The sequence below is a fragment of the Ruegeria sp. CDSB086 genome (genome assembly GCF_059611065.1).
The window spans coordinates 45,783-59,469 of record NZ_JBXWOV010000010.1 but is presented as its reverse complement, the minus strand read 5'-3'; the positions used below and the strand labels follow the sequence as shown (position 1 = coordinate 59,469).

The window sequence follows — 13,687 nt, the reverse complement described above, 5'->3', positions numbered from 1 at the left end:
GCGAATGCGCGTGGTAAGGAATCGTACCTGAACGGAACAACCGGAAGCTTTCACCTCATGGCTTTTGAGACGATCATCGTCGAAATCGAAGACCACGTCGCCCTTATCAAGCTCGACAGGCCCGATGCGCTGAACGCGCTGAACTCACAACTGGCGCAGGAATTGTGCTCGGCATTGGAAGATGCGGATAGCAACGACAAAGTGCGCTGCATCGTCATCACCGGGTCGGACAAGGCGTTCGCTGCGGGCGCGGACATCAAGGAAATGTCCGAGATGAGCTTTGTGGACGTTTACAGCTCGAACCTGTTTGGTGCTCTGAACGACCGCGTGTGCGCGATCCGCAAGCCCATCATCGCTGCCGTAGCCGGATATGCGTTGGGCGGCGGGTGCGAACTTGCGATGTTGTGCGATTTCATCATCGCAGCGGACACTGCCAAATTTGGCCAACCTGAGATCAATCTTGGCGTCATTGCCGGGCTTGGGGGCAGCCAGCGTCTGACGCGGTTTGTCGGCAAGTCCAAATCCATGGACATGAACCTGACCGGCCGTTTCATGGACGCAGAAGAAGCTGAACGCGCTGGCCTTGTCAGCCGCGTCGTTCCCGCCAAGAAGCTGATGGATGAGGCGATGGGCGCAGCCCAGAAGATTGCCGAAAAATCCCAACTGTCCGCTATGGCAGCCAAGGAGTCGGTAAACCGCAGCTATGAGCTGCCGCTGAGCGAAGGCATGCTGTTCGAACGCCGCGTGTTCCATTCAATGTTCGCGACCGAGGATCAAAAAGAAGGTATGGCCGCGTTCCTGGAAAAACGCGCCGCGCAATTCCGCGACAAATAAGCGGTTCCCTGATCAAATCGAAACCGGCGGGCCTTTGCCCGCCTTTTTCATACCAGCTATGCGCATCAAAGGAATCGCCTTGGCAAACCCGGCCAACTTGGGTAATAACCGCCACCATACATGCGCGTGCGGCCCGCTTGGCCCGACTCACACTCGTGATTTCTGATCTGGTGCGGATATTCCGTGGCGCGCAACCCTAGACAACGTACCGAACCAAAGGTCAGAGACACACATGGCTAATTCGCCCCAAGCAAAAAAACGCGCTCGTCAGAACGAGAGCCGTTTCGCAATCAACAAAGCACGTCGTTCGCGCATCCGTACCTACCTGCGTAAGGTAGAAGAAGCGATCGCATCCGGCGACAAGGACGCTGCAACCGCAGCACTGCGCGCAGCTCAGCCTGAACTGATGCGCGGCGTCACAAAAGGCGTTTTCCACAAGAACACAGCGTCGCGTAAAATGTCGCGCCTGTCGGCTCGTGTAAAAGCGCTGGGCTAAGGCCCGGGTTGACCTTGGGTCAACCAAGCAAGGTGAAATGATAGAAAATGCGCCGCGCCCAGCGGCGCTTTTTTTTTGCTGTTGCCGGAAAGCCGCGCCTTCACAAAACCGAGAGATTCTTTCGGCGAAAGATACGAGTCAATATCAGAGTTTCGTTGCCGGATGCCTTGGCCTCTTGCTACCACTGTTACAGCGATTCACTCGCTTGGGGGGACAGGCTGTTCCAACGACTAAACTGACGGGCATCAGGACGGTCAGGAACGAATGTTGGCAACTGGTTTGCTAATCTGCTGCGGTCCTTGGGTCACCAGGGAACCAAGCCCTGTCGAATTTGAGATTGCGTTGCGCAACCCTGTTTTCAGGGCGTTCCGGGTATGGAGCGCCGGCAAGTAGGGATGTGCGGACTTTCTAAAACACACCCGCCAAACTTCTGCGGTTTGGCGTCGTGTATCCCTTTGCGTGTGAAAGCATAATCCGGGCAACCGGAAAATAGCAATAAGGCCGACAGGCCAATAAAGAATGGGATGCGTGAGGCGCTTAATGACACAAGAGAAATGGGGACTACTACGTAACAAGTTGCTCAAGGCTATCGGAAAAAACAACTACACGACCTGGATTGAACCTCTTGAATTCCAAGAGTTGCAGGACGGCGTAGCGGTGTTTTCCGTGCCGACTAATTTCATGGGCAACTATGTCAGTCAGAACTTTGCGGATCTCATACTGTATGAGATGAACACCGCAGGGGAAACGGTTCAACGACTGGCCTTTCGCGTCGCTGCTAACTCACCGGCGCGCCCTAAAGTAGACACCGAATCCGAGCCGACTGTTGTGCGGGATGCACCTGTTGCGCCGCAGATGGAAGCCGCGAATGGCGCGTTTGAATCCTTGCAGGCCGCGCCATTGGATTCCCGCTTTACCTTCGACAGTTTTGTTGTTGGTAAACCCAACGAATTGGCCCATGCCGCGGCGCGCCGTGTGTCTGAAGGTGGTCCTGTGACCTTCAACCCGCTGGTTCTTTACGGTGGCGTTGGTCTGGGTAAGACGCACCTGATGCATGCCATCGCATGGGAGCTGAAAACAAAACACCCCGAGTTGAACGTGCTATATTTGTCGGCGGAACAGTTCATGTACCGTTTCGTGCAGGCCCTTCGCGAGCGCCGGATGATGGACTTCAAACATTTGTTCCGGTCGGTTGACGTGTTGATGGTGGACGATGTGCAGTTCATCGCGGGCAAAGATTCGACGCAGGAAGAGTTCTTCCACACATTCAATGCACTGGTGGACCAGAACAAGCAGATCATCATCTCGGCCGACCGCGCCCCGGGTGAGATCAAGGACCTAGAGGATCGGGTGAAATCGCGTCTGCAATGTGGTCTGGTGGTCGATTTGCACCCAACCGACTATGAACTGCGCCTGGGCATCCTGCAAAACAAGGTGCAGCAGTACAGCAGCACATATCCCGACCTGACAATTGCCGATGGTGTCCTGGAATTCCTGGCGCACCGGATCTCGACCAATGTTCGCGTGCTGGAAGGTGCTCTGACCCGTCTGTTCGCTTTTGCCTCGTTGGTGGGGCGCGAGATCGACATGGAGCTGACGCAGGACTGTCTGGCCGATGTGCTGCGCGCATCCGAGCGCAAGATCACTGTCGAAGAGATTCAGCGCAAGGTTTCGGACTATTACAACATCCGCCTGTCCGACATCATTGGACCTAAACGCCTGCGGTCTTATGCCCGCCCGCGTCAGGTTGCGATGTATCTGTGCAAGCGACTAACCAGCCGGTCCCTGCCGGAAATCGGGCGCCGGTTCGGAGGACGTGACCACACGACTGTCATGCACGGCGTAAAACGCATCGAAGAGCTGAAAACCACGGACGGCCAGATTGCCGAAGATGTGGAAATGCTGCGGCGCGCGCTGGAAGCCTGAGCTCCTACTCATATCACTTGAGAAACGCCCCGGACCCTCACGCCCGGGGCGTTTTCTTGTGCGTTATTTTCCACGGTTGGAAATGAACTGTGCTTGCAGGGCCACGCGGCCCTTGACGCTTTGGGCAATCCGACCGAGAAATCCATAAAAAATCCTTGTGCCTCAGGGCGGAACCGCTAACGTGCCAGTCCCGCCCATTTCGGCACGCAAGTCAGAGGAATTAAGGGTATGAAGATCAGCATCGAACGCGGCACCCTTCTCAAGGCCGTTTCCCAGGCCCAATCTGTTGTCGAACGTCGCAACACCATTCCCATACTTGCCAACGTTTTGATCGAAGCCGATGGCGATCAGGCCATGTTCCGGGCGACCGACTTGGATATCGAAGTTGTCGACAAAGCGCCCGCACAGGTCGAAAAGGCCGGGGCCACAACGGTGGCCGCAACGACGTTGCATGAGATCGTGCGCAAACTGCCCGATGGAGCGTTGGTGACACTGACCGCCGACAGCGCCGCAGGGCGTCTGACGGTTGAAGCAGGCCGGTCGAATTTCTCATTGGCGACGCTGCCAAAGGAAGACTTCCCTGTGATGGCGTCTTCGGAATACCAATCGAACTTTACCGCCTCGGCAGCCTTGCTGCGCCGGTTGTTCGATAAGTCGAAATTCGCCATCTCGACCGAAGAGACCCGGTACTATCTGAACGGCGTCTATATGCATGTGGCCGACGGGTCCGAAGGCGGCAAGGTGCTGCGCTGTGTGGCCACCGATGGCCACCGCCTGGCACGCATCGACGCGGATCTGCCGGATGGCGCTGCAGACATGCCCGGCGTGATCGTACCGCGCAAAACCGTAGGCGAACTGCGCAAGCTGCTGGACGACGATGAGATGGATATCGCAGTGTCGGTCAGTGAAACGAAAGTGCGCTTTGCAACCCCGGACATCACGCTGACCTCAAAAGTGATCGACGGGACCTTCCCGGATTACACACGTGTGATTCCTCAGGGCAATACGCGCCAGCTGGAAGTCGATGCGGCCGAATTCGCAAAGGCGGTAGATCGGGTTGCAACAGTGTCCTCTGAGCGGTCTCGAGCGGTAAAGCTGCAGCTGGATACAGATAAACTGGTGCTTTCCGTCAACGCCCCGGATAGCGGCGCGGCCGAGGAAGAACTGGCCGTGGCCTATGGCGACGAGCGGCTGGAGATCGGATTCAACGCCAAGTACCTGCTGGAAATCGCCTCTCAGGTGGATCGTGAGAACGCTGTGTTCCTGTTCAATTCAGCGGCTGATCCGACCCTGATGCGCGAAGGCAATGATCTGAGCGCGGTATACGTCGTCATGCCGATGCGCGTCTGATCGCACGGACGTGCGATGCCTCCGGCAGGAGTATTTTTGAAAAGATGAAGGGAGGGGTCATGGGTTTGGCCCTGACCGAGCTTACCGTCTCGCATTTTCGGTCCCACAAGCTGGCGCGACTGTCTTTGGATGGTCGGCCTGTTGCGATTCACGGGCCGAACGGGGCGGGCAAGACCAACATCCTGGAAGCGGTGTCCCTGTTTTCTCCCGGTCGCGGAATGCGGCGGGCCAGCGCGGCCGAGATGACCCGACGCCCCGAGGCGCTAGGTTGGAAACTGTCCGGGGTGCTGCAGGCGCAGGGGCGACAATACGAGATAGAAACCTGGTCCGAGGGCGGTGTCGCGCGGCAGATTCGCATTGATGGCAAGGCGTCCAGCCAGATTGATCTGGGCAAGCTGGCGCGAATTGTCTGGTTGATCCCGTCGATGGACCGGATTTGGATCGAGGGGGCCGAAGGGCGCCGGCGTTTTCTGGACCGGATCGCGCTGAGTTTCGATCCGGCCCATGCTGAAGCATCTTTGACCTATGAAAAATCCATGCGCGAACGGAACCGTCTGCTGAAAGAGCAGGTACGCGATGCGCATTGGTATGCAGCACTTGAAGCGCAGATGGCGGAGACGGGGTATCGTATTCACGCGGCGCGGCTTTCGGCGCTGGATCATCTGCGCGCGGCGCAGGATCAGGCGGAAACTGCGTTTCCATCTGCGGAATTGGAGCTGGTACAGACCGAAGGTGCGATGCCGGAAACAGAAGCGGATCTGCGCGAAGCACTAAGTGAAAGCCGGTTCCGGGATTTGGCGGCTGGGCGTACGCTGGTGGGGCCGCATCGGTCGGACGTGTACGGGGTGTTCGCTGCCAAGGGCGTTCCGGCCAAGGATTGTTCGACCGGTGAGCAGAAGGCTTTGTTGGTCTCATTGATCCTGTCGAACGCACGAGCCTTGGCGAGTATGATCGGCGCGCCCCCGATCGTGTTGTTGGACGAGGTGGCGGCGCATCTGGACGCGGATCGGCGCGCGGCGCTGTATGATGAGATTTCTGCGCTGGGTGCTCAGGCCTGGATGACGGGCACCGGGCCTGAGCTGTTTGCGGAACTGGGCGACCGGGCCCAATCCTTGATCGTGAGTGATGGCTCGGAGGGCTCGGTCGTGTCCGCTTAGGCCGACTCGCCGACCTTTCGTTCCCACAGGAAGCCGCGCATGACTTCGTCGACCGGGGTTTTTGCCATGTGGTTCACGTAGTTCGACATGGTTTTTTGCGCGAGGCCCAGCACCACATCCAACACAGCGCGGTGCGAGTAGCCCGCATTAAAGAATGCCTGCAGCTGTGCTTCGGTCGGGTTGCCGCGGGTTTCCATCATTTGCAGGGTGAAGGTGCGCAGTGCTTCAAGCTTGGCCGAAGGTAGCGGGGTTTCATTGCGCAGGGCTTCGGTGATTTCGTCCGAAACCTTCATCATCTTGGCGATGCCGGTATGAGCGGGCACGCAATAGTGGCATTCGTTTTCCACATTGATGGTCTGCCAGACGACGGTTTTCTCATCATTGTCGAAATCGGTCTGCATGAACAGGCCATGCAGCACCTGATAGCCTTCCAGATGCTGGGGGCTTTCGGCCATGACCTTGTGCAGGCCGGGCAGGCGGCCAAAAGCGGCTTGCGATTTTTCCAGTAGCGGTTTGGACCCTTCGGGGGCGGATTCGAGATCATGTGACGGGAAATTGGCCATGTTGGAACTCCTTTTCTGGTGGGGTAAGGCAGAAATAGTCTTTCTTGAGTGATCACTCAAGTATATATTTGAGCAACCGTTCAAGAATTGGTGAAGGTTATGCCACGCAAACCCGAATATGACCGAGATGACCTGATTGCCCGGGCCAGGGATATCTTCTGGCGTCAGGGTTGGGCTGGCACATCCCTGAAAGACCTTGAGCGCGAGTTGAAGTTGAAACCCGGCAGTTTCTATGCGGCATTTGGGTCCAAGGATGCGCTTTACGGGCTGGCGTTGGACCGCTACGCGCAAGAGGGTGTCGCGCGGCTGAGGGCATTGGCTGACCGGGTAGGTCCGCTCGGGGCTTTAAAGGCGCAGCCGCGTTTGGTTATTGAGGCAAGCGGAGCGCCCGCGAAGGCTTGTATGTTGGCCAAGACCTACGCTGAATTGCAGGCCAAGGATCACGAGCTCGCTGGTCGGGCGGGTGTTCTCATGTCCGAGATGAAGGCCTGCTTTGCAGAGCTGTTCCGTCAGGCGCAAGAGGCCGGTGATATTGCCCCAAGCCACGATCCGAACCGGCTGGCGACGCGTTATCAATCCGACCTTTTGGGGCTGCGGTTGTCGGCCGAGCGCAGTGATGTCGACGCCCATGAAATCGCAGCGGATATAGCGGCCGATATCGACCGTTTATAGGGATTCGGCAGTCAGCTGCCGAAAGAAACTAAATCACGCAAGACCGACACAAAATGTTGGGGTAGCGCGTGACAATCCCCCCCAGAAAACGTATAAGTTACCAAAATAATATAGGTACTGACGGCATGTCCGAAGACGCACAGGCACCCCAGGAATACGGTGCAGATTCCATTAAAGTTCTCAAAGGGTTAGAGGCAGTTCGAAAGCGCCCTGGTATGTATATCGGGGATACGGACGATGGCTCGGGTCTGCACCATATGGTGTATGAGGTCGTTGACAATGGGATTGACGAAGCGCTGGCCGGTCACGCGGACCATGTAACCGTCAAAATCCACGCGGATTCCAGCGTTTCTGTCAGCGACAATGGCCGCGGAATTCCCGTCGATATTCACCCCGAAGAAGGTGTGTCCGCAGCAGAAGTGATCATGACCCAGCTGCATGCTGGCGGCAAGTTCGACAGCAATTCCTACAAGGTGTCCGGCGGTCTGCACGGCGTGGGCGTTTCGGTGGTGAATGCACTGTCCAATTGGCTGGAATTGCGTGTCTGGCGCAACGGTAAGGAACACGTTGCACGGTTCGAAGGTGGTGAGACGGTCGAGCATCTGAAAGTTGTCGCTGAATGCGGTGACCGGACCGGAACCGAGGTGCGGTTTCTGGCGTCGTTGGATACGTTCTCAAACCTGGAATATTCATTCGAGACGCTGGAAAAGCGTCTGCGCGAACTGGCCTTCCTGAACTCGGGCGTGCGGATCATTCTGATTGATGAACGCCCGGCAGAGCGGTTGGAGACCGAGCTGTTTTACGAAGGCGGCGTCAAGGAATTCGTCAAATACCTGGACCGCTCCAAAACGTCCGCGATGCCCGAACCGATCTATATCAAGGGTGAGCGCGACGATATCGGTGTCGAAATCGCCATGTGGTGGAATGACAGCTATCACGAGACAGTCCTGCCCTTCACCAACAACATCCCACAGCGCGATGGTGGAACCCATATTGCCGGTTTCCGCGGTGCGTTGACCCGGACGATCAACAATTACGCCCAGACCAGCGGGATCGCGAAAAAGGAAAAGGTCAGCTTTACCGGCGACGATGCGCGCGAGGGTCTGACCTGTGTGCTGTCGGTCAAAGTCCCAGACCCTAAATTCTCGTCCCAGACCAAGGACAAGCTGGTGTCATCCGAGGTACGCCCTGCAGTCGAAGGTCTGATGAACGAAAAGCTGGCTGAATGGTTCGAAGAAAATCCGAACGTGGCCAAGATTATCGTTGGCAAAATTATCGAGGCTGCTCTGGCCCGTGAAGCCGCTCGCAAGGCGCGCGAGCTGACCCGCCGCAAAACGGCGATGGATGTGAATTTTCTGGCTGGCAAGCTCAAGGATTGTTCGGAAAAGGACCCGACCAAAACCGAAGTCTTCCTGGTTGAGGGTGATTCCGCGGGCGGCTCAGCGCAAACGGGCCGCGATCGGCAAACTCAGGCAATTTTGCCTCTCAAGGGTAAAATCCTGAACGTTGAACGTGCACGGTTTGACCGGATGTTGTCATCTCAGGAAATCGGCAACCTCGTCATGGCGCTGGGCACTGGGATCGGGCGAGACGAGTTCAATATCGAAAAACTGCGCTATCATAAAATCGTCATCATGACCGATGCGGACGTCGACGGTGCGCATATCCGGACATTGCTGTTGACGTTTTTCTACCGGCAGATGCCCGAGCTGATTGAGGGCGGTTATCTCTACATCGCCCAACCGCCGCTTTACAAAGTGGCGCGCGGAAAATCCGAAGTGTACCTGAAAGATCAGGCCGCGATGGATGAATACCTGGTCAACCAAGGTGTCGAAGGGGCAGTTCTGAAGCTCGGTTCTGGCGAAGAGATCCTGGGTCAGGATCTGACGCGCATTGTCGACGAAGCGCGTCAGTTGAAGCGCGTCTTGGACGCCTTCCCAACCCATTATCCACGCCACATCCTGGAACAGGCCGCCGTTGCAGGTGCCTTTGTGCCGGGCGCGGTTGATGCGGATTTGCAAGGCGTTGCAGACAAAGTCGCCGCGCGTCTCGACCTGATTGCGCTGGAATACGAACGCGGTTGGCAGGGCCGGATCACACAGGATCACGGAATTCGTCTTGCCCGTATTTTGCGCGGCGTGGAAGAGGTGCGTACCTTGGACGGTCCGATGCTGCGCTCGGGCGAGGCGCGCAAGACCGGCAGCTTTACCCAAAGCCTGCAAGAGATCTACAACACTCCGGCAACGCTGGTCCGTCGCGACCGGTCGCAGGCAATTCACGGCCCGCTGGATCTGTTGCGCGCCATTCTGGAAGAAGGTGAAAAGGGCCTGTCGCTGCAGCGCTACAAAGGTCTGGGTGAGATGAACCCGGATCAGCTCTGGGAAACAACGCTGGACCCGGACGCACGTACGCTTTTGCAGGTGCGGGTGGACGACATGGTTGAAGCGGATGACCTATTCACCAAACTGATGGGCGACGTGGTGGAGCCTCGCCGCGAGTTTATCCAACAAAATGCTCTGAGCGTGGAGAACCTGGATTTCTAGGATTTTGTAGGTTTGCGCAAAACACTTCGCGCACCCCATAAGTTTGCGTAGTTTGCCCATAGTTTTGCGCAGCGCGATTGTCTGCCTTAGCGATGAATTCAATCAGTTCTTAGCGTAGTCGTCGCGGTTATGGCCCTTGGCGTTGCTCAATCTCGCAAAGGGTCTCCCAAAGAAACCTTGGGATCTATGCAGCCTATTTGGTTGGATTCTCGCGAAGGTCTGTGATGCGCAGAAAGCAGACTTTGCAAAGTCGGAAGGACGGCCCAAACCGGCCGTTCAACTTCGGTGGATCGAATGACCGCTGTCAATTTTCAACAGTGTTCCGGCTCAGCCTTTATCTTGAAGTCCGAACTTCTTGGCCAACTGACGCGATACGTGGTTGCAACTTGTACACTTTTGAAGTGTGTTTGCCATAATTCGCCATTCATTGGGGCCGCAGACTAAGTGTTTGATCAATCGTTTTCACCTAAGAACCTAAGTAGAATTACAGAAATCGAAAACCGGCGAGGTTCGAACAAGAGTCTCGAATTCTTTCCTTCTGTTCTGGTTGCCACCGAAGAGCTAAAAGATTGCATAAGGGCGACCAAACACTTCCGAGCCACTCACAAGCACAAGTATTCGGCAGCCGACCAAGCGATTTTTGACGCACTCAAGGAAGATCGTGAAAATGCTAGGAAAGCAAGGGATCAAGAGTTGCTTTCCTGTTTGGCGAACATCTCGGATGAAATATCAAAGAAGAGCTTTCGGATAAGCATACGCAGGGTGGGAGGCCCCAATGGAAAGCCTGTCTATGTTGTTCCTGAAACACCCGTGGACTCCTATGCGCAGAGCTACTACGCGATCAAACAAATCGCCAATAACATCTCCAGAATCTACAAAGTAAGGCAAGCAAATAGAAATCAAATTGTAACGCAACTGAGCGACTGCCTGAGTGACGGATTTCCGTATCACGTGGTCAAATTGGATGTGCAAGAGTTCTACGAGTCGGTCGACCACTCTATTTTGCTTTCCAAGCTGAGATCTGATCAACTCTTAAGCGCGACGACAATGCGTCTGATCGAACGCCTTCTATGGGACTATGCTGCGGCTGCAGGAACCGCAGCACGGGGTTTGCCGCGCGGCGTAGGTCTTAGTGCAATCTTGTCAGAGCTGTACATGCGAGATTTCGATGATCGGATATCGTCGCTTGAGGACGTCGCTTTTTTTGCTCGTTACGTTGATGACATCATCGTGCTTTTTGCCCCTACGAAAGGTTCCACTACCGACGACTACCGAAAGAAAGTTGTCGAAGAACTTAGGCGCAAGAGGCTCCTCGTTAATGCGAGCAAGTCTACAGAAGCTCCTCCGGCTACTGAGCTGACGTACCTAGGCTACAAGTTCCGTTGCGTGCGGAGTACTTCGTGTACGGTTCTGATGAGCGACGCAAAGTTTCAGAAATACAAGAAAAGGCTCGACGCGTGTTTCACGAGATACAATCGACAACGGGCGAAGAAGTCTAAGAAAGCATACAGGTTGCTCGTCAAACGTGTGCAGTACCTCACTGGAAACACGCAGCTAACGCACAGCAAGCAAAACGCGTTTGTGGGTATCTACTTCAGCAATCCACACCTGACCGATTTGTCTCAGCTTCAAAGACTAGACGATGCACTGGCTACGCACATTGGCAAGCTAGCACACAGCGCAAGTCTAAGGACCAAGCTTCAGGCGTACTCATTTCAAACTGGATATTCTGAAAGAACATTCCGTCGGTTCCACCGGTTGCGTGAATTTGAAGAGATAACAAAGGCTTGGAAGTATGGTCAGTAAACGCTCGATCCCGGCAAACTTTAGCTACCACAGACCGATACTCTCTGACGTTCATCCCTTCGAAGTCCCGCCGACGTTCAGCAACGGAGGTTTCTTTGACTTTGTTACCAAGCACGATGTGAGACTCGAGCAAAGAGGTCGAGATACCTATGTTGTTTGGGAGTGTCCGGATGCTGGATTGGATGAGGTCATTCAATTATTGTTCGGAACCTGCCGAAAGCACCCGCTGACTTCACCACCACCGAAAAAAGACCGAAAAACTATTGAGAACCCTACGCAAAGCAATCTTCTCCGAGACGGCAAAACGATATCCAAAAGAGAATGGAAGCTTTCGGAGTATGCTATGCGAACAAAACCCTATGGTTTTGATATTGCACACAAAGAGCGCGAGTTCCGCAGGCTGTCTGTAATTCACCCGAGAAATCAACTGGCTGTCGCTCATTTCTATAATCGGAACAGTGCCAACATAGTCTACCATGCTGGCCTAAGTGAGTTTTCGATTAGGCATCCAGCGTCGGTGGCAAAGACAGTGAAGTTTTCTGATCGTTTGTTTTATGAGCGTCGATCAAGAATCGCCGACTCAGTTGAACAAAATTCAAAAGAATACGAAAATCTTGGCTCGTTCTTCTCCTACAGAAGCTACAGCAACATTTTTAAGTTCTTCGAGCACTATAAGTATCATAACGCGGAAAAGAAGTTCGACCTCCTGCTTCGGCTAGACGTCTCAAAATGCTTCGATAGCATCTACACACATTCATTACCTTGGAGCACTTTGGGAACCGCAGCGGCTAAAGACTTTCTGGATAAATCGAGAAACACCTTTGGCGGTAGATTTGATCGACTTATGCTGGAAATGAACCAAGGCGAGACCAACGGTATAGTTATTGGCCCTGAGTTCTCCAGAATATTTGCTGAGATTATTTTGCAGTACGCTGACAGGAACTTTCAGCGGTCAATGTTCGAAGTGCATGGTTACCGTCATCGAGACCATTATCAAGCTTTCAGGTATGTGGACGACTACTTCATTTTCTGCACATCTCAAGTGGACTTGAGTCACGTCGAAAGGCAGCTCGGGATCGCACTGAAAGAGTTGAAGCTTGGCGTCAACGCGTCGAAATCTACGGTCATACAAAAACCGATTATCACGAAGCTCACGATTGCAAAGAACCGTGTTCGTTCAGTGCTTGGAGAGTGTATCGAAATCTATGAAAAGGAGGTAGATGACCCAAGCGGGTCTGGAGCGAAGGTGAAGAAATTCACCCCAAGAGTTCGTTCCAATAACCTGATCGTTGGCTTCAAGAGTATCCTTCAGGAGACCGGCGTCGAGTACAAGGATATCCTAAACTACTCCTTTGCAGCACTTGAGAGAAACACTTCAAAAATCTTCCTTAGAAACGAACACACACAGAAACCTATGAGGGACGAGCGAAAACTGACTCAAGCCCTCATTGGAATATTGGAGTTTTCGTTCTTTGTTTACGCTGCCGATCCAAGAGCAAACATTTCGATCCGCCTCGCTCGATTGATCTCCATAGTGGTCGATCAAATGCACGAAGCTGGTATTGGACGAGATAGTAAACACCAGGTGTTCAAGTACATCTTTGACAATGTTGCGCGGCAGCTACGGCGAACTTCAACGACAGGGCAGCCCAACATAGAGGTGATGTACTTAATTTTAGCTTTGAGAAAACTCGGGAGGGAGTATCTCGTGTCTGAAGAAGCGCTGGCTGAATACTTTGGAATGGACGACAGCGGTCAAGGCAAAAGTTACAAGGCGAGTTCTGAGATTGACTACTTCGCGGTGACTGTTGGTTTGAGCTACGCGACCGGAAAACGGAGGTATTCGAGATTTCGTCAAGCCTTAGAAGAGGCGCTTGTAGCCAGAGTCAAGAGCCGGGCGGCCTATGTTCACAACGAGGCGGAACCCTTGATGGCGTATCTTGATATTGCGTGCTGTCCATTCGTTTCGGCTCGAACCAAATATCGACTTGCACGGGTTTATGGGCATTCAGTCACGGACTTCCGCGCCATCAAATCAGCTTCGCCATTTTGGTTCACGGACTGGAAGGGTTTTGACTTGTCCATCGCGCTGGACAAGAAACGCACACGAGAAGTATACTGATGGCAGAGCTTCGCCTAAACTAAATTGCCCGCCTTTCAGGCTATGCGGCACACACACAAGCTCCAAGATCAGGCAGCCTATAAACGGCAACTGATCACGCTGGCGGGGGGGGCGGACCGCCGGCTTATCCTCTTTAAGTTTATCCTGCAGCGAAAGTCCGGTTCCCGCCTGACCTGCGGATCGGCAATGACCGCTTCGGGCTGCTACTCGACAAACGA

At 54.5% G+C, this 13,687-nt stretch carries 10 protein-coding genes; 9 read left to right on the top strand and 1 reads right to left on the bottom strand.

What is annotated here, in order from left to right; all coding sequences use genetic code 11:
* Positions 1-57 precede the first annotated feature (57 nt).
* The 5 genes from acuK to recF all read left to right on the top strand — a co-directional run bounded on the left by acuK (position 58) and on the right by recF (position 5,763).
* Positions 58-834: an acryloyl-CoA hydratase gene (gene acuK / locus AC2FIO_RS18905; RefSeq protein WP_058276503.1), complete on the top strand. Its 777-nt coding sequence runs from the start codon at positions 58-60 to the stop codon at positions 832-834.
* Between the two features lie 232 nt (positions 835-1,066).
* On the top strand, positions 1,067-1,330 hold the full coding sequence (gene rpsT, locus AC2FIO_RS18900) for a 30S ribosomal protein S20 (RefSeq protein ID WP_058272970.1): 264 nt from the start codon (positions 1,067-1,069) through the stop codon (positions 1,328-1,330).
* 540 nt (positions 1,331-1,870) lie between these two features.
* Entirely contained in the window at positions 1,871-3,256 is a 1,386-nt protein-coding gene (gene dnaA, locus AC2FIO_RS18895; RefSeq protein ID WP_058276502.1) for a chromosomal replication initiator protein DnaA, read from the top strand.
* Positions 3,257-3,484: 228 nt separating this feature from the next.
* The gene (gene dnaN, locus AC2FIO_RS18890) at positions 3,485-4,606 is read left to right on the top strand and encodes a DNA polymerase III subunit beta (protein ID WP_496699591.1); all 1,122 of its coding nucleotides are present in this window, start codon (positions 3,485-3,487) and stop codon (positions 4,604-4,606) included.
* A 59-nt stretch (positions 4,607-4,665) separates the two neighbouring features.
* Positions 4,666-5,763, top strand: a complete 1,098-nt coding sequence (gene recF, locus AC2FIO_RS18885) for a DNA replication/repair protein RecF (protein ID WP_282170893.1) — start codon at positions 4,666-4,668, stop codon at positions 5,761-5,763.
* Here recF and AC2FIO_RS18880 read toward each other — a convergent pair.
* On the bottom strand, positions 5,760-6,326 hold the full coding sequence (locus tag AC2FIO_RS18880) for a carboxymuconolactone decarboxylase family protein (protein WP_496699589.1): 567 nt from the start codon (positions 6,324-6,326) through the stop codon (positions 5,760-5,762). The two genes, recF and AC2FIO_RS18880, sit on opposite strands and share 4 nt — an antisense overlap.
* A 99-nt stretch (positions 6,327-6,425) precedes the next feature.
* Here AC2FIO_RS18880 and AC2FIO_RS18875 point away from each other — a divergent pair, with 99 nt between their 5' ends.
* From AC2FIO_RS18875 to drt3b, 4 genes are all read left to right on the top strand, one after another.
* On the top strand, positions 6,426-6,998 hold the full coding sequence (locus tag AC2FIO_RS18875; RefSeq protein ID WP_496699587.1) for a TetR/AcrR family transcriptional regulator: 573 nt from the start codon (positions 6,426-6,428) through the stop codon (positions 6,996-6,998).
* Between the two features lie 125 nt (positions 6,999-7,123).
* Positions 7,124-9,541, top strand: a complete 2,418-nt coding sequence (gene gyrB / locus AC2FIO_RS18870) for a DNA topoisomerase (ATP-hydrolyzing) subunit B (RefSeq protein ID WP_058272964.1) — start codon at positions 7,124-7,126, stop codon at positions 9,539-9,541.
* A gap of 444 nt (positions 9,542-9,985) precedes the next feature.
* Positions 9,986-11,347 carry an antiviral reverse transcriptase Drt3a gene (gene drt3a, locus AC2FIO_RS18865; protein WP_496699584.1) on the top strand — a complete coding sequence of 454 codons (1,362 nt, stop codon included), beginning with the start codon at positions 9,986-9,988 and terminating at the stop codon, positions 11,345-11,347.
* Positions 11,337-13,469 carry an antiviral reverse transcriptase Drt3b gene (gene drt3b / locus AC2FIO_RS18860; RefSeq protein ID WP_496699582.1) on the top strand — a complete coding sequence of 711 codons (2,133 nt, stop codon included), beginning with the start codon at positions 11,337-11,339 and terminating at the stop codon, positions 13,467-13,469. Before drt3a ends, drt3b begins: the two co-directional genes overlap by 11 nt.
* The last annotated feature ends 218 nt before the right edge of the window (positions 13,470-13,687 follow it).

Bases quoted from the DNA above. Each gene is read 5' to 3' on its own strand.
- acuK (WP_058276503.1), top strand. From the start codon at position 58: ATGGCTTTTGAGACGATCATCGTCGAAATCGAAGACCACGTCGCCCTT.
- rpsT (WP_058272970.1), top strand. From the start codon at position 1,067: ATGGCTAATTCGCCCCAAGCAAAAAAACGCGCTCGTCAGAACGAGAGC.
- dnaA (WP_058276502.1), top strand. From the start codon at position 1,871: ATGACACAAGAGAAATGGGGACTACTACGTAACAAGTTGCTCAAGGCT.
- dnaN (WP_496699591.1), top strand. From the start codon at position 3,485: ATGAAGATCAGCATCGAACGCGGCACCCTTCTCAAGGCCGTTTCCCAG.
- recF (WP_282170893.1), top strand. From the start codon at position 4,666: ATGGGTTTGGCCCTGACCGAGCTTACCGTCTCGCATTTTCGGTCCCAC.
- AC2FIO_RS18880 (WP_496699589.1), bottom strand. From the start codon at position 6,326: ATGGCCAATTTCCCGTCACATGATCTCGAATCCGCCCCCGAAGGGTCC.
- AC2FIO_RS18875 (WP_496699587.1), top strand. From the start codon at position 6,426: ATGCCACGCAAACCCGAATATGACCGAGATGACCTGATTGCCCGGGCC.
- gyrB (WP_058272964.1), top strand. From the start codon at position 7,124: ATGTCCGAAGACGCACAGGCACCCCAGGAATACGGTGCAGATTCCATT.
- drt3b (WP_496699582.1), top strand. From the start codon at position 11,337: ATGGTCAGTAAACGCTCGATCCCGGCAAACTTTAGCTACCACAGACCG.